The organism is Micromonospora sonneratiae (assembly GCF_042679305.1).
GTDB classification, from domain to species: domain Bacteria; phylum Actinomycetota; class Actinomycetes; order Mycobacteriales; family Micromonosporaceae; genus Micromonospora_H; species Micromonospora_H sonneratiae.
In genome coordinates, this window is sequence record NZ_JBHTMP010000182.1 from 1 (window position 1) to 509 (window position 509).

Annotated in this window: 1 protein-coding gene; it reads right to left on the bottom strand. The window is 66.8% G+C overall.

Annotation, left to right across the window (positions count from 1 at the left end):
• On the bottom strand, window positions 1–509 hold a 509-nt coding region (locus ACFQ4H_RS34910; RefSeq protein ID WP_377579570.1), incomplete at both ends, for a S8 family serine peptidase.

Genomic DNA, 509 nt, shown 5'->3' on the forward strand with positions numbered 1-509 from the left:
CGGTCGTCACCGTCTGGGTGATCGCCCGAGCCACATCAACCCGACCCGCACCCTGCTCGAACGCCGTCAACCCCGGATTCGGCTTCGCCGACCCGACCAACGTCGCCTTGAGCTGGTCCGCTTTCCACGTCGGATGCTGCTGGGCCAACAACGCCACAGCCCCCGCCACGTGCGGCGTCGCCATCGACGTACCCGACGACGTCACATAGCTGTCCCCGACCGGCTCCCCCATCTCGGTACCGCTGGCCCGAGCAGCCACGATATCCACCCCGGGAGCGGTGACATCCGGCTTGATCGCCTCATCACCAACCCTCGGACCCCGGCTGGAAAACTCCGCCAACTCGTCATCCCGGTCAACCGCACCCACCGTCAACGCCGCATCGGCACTACCCGGCGAACCGACCGTGCCCTCACCACCGTCGTTACCGGCCGCGATCACGAACAACGTGCCAGTCTGCGCAGTCAACGTGTTGACCGCCTGCTCCAACGGATCGATCTCCGGCGTGTCC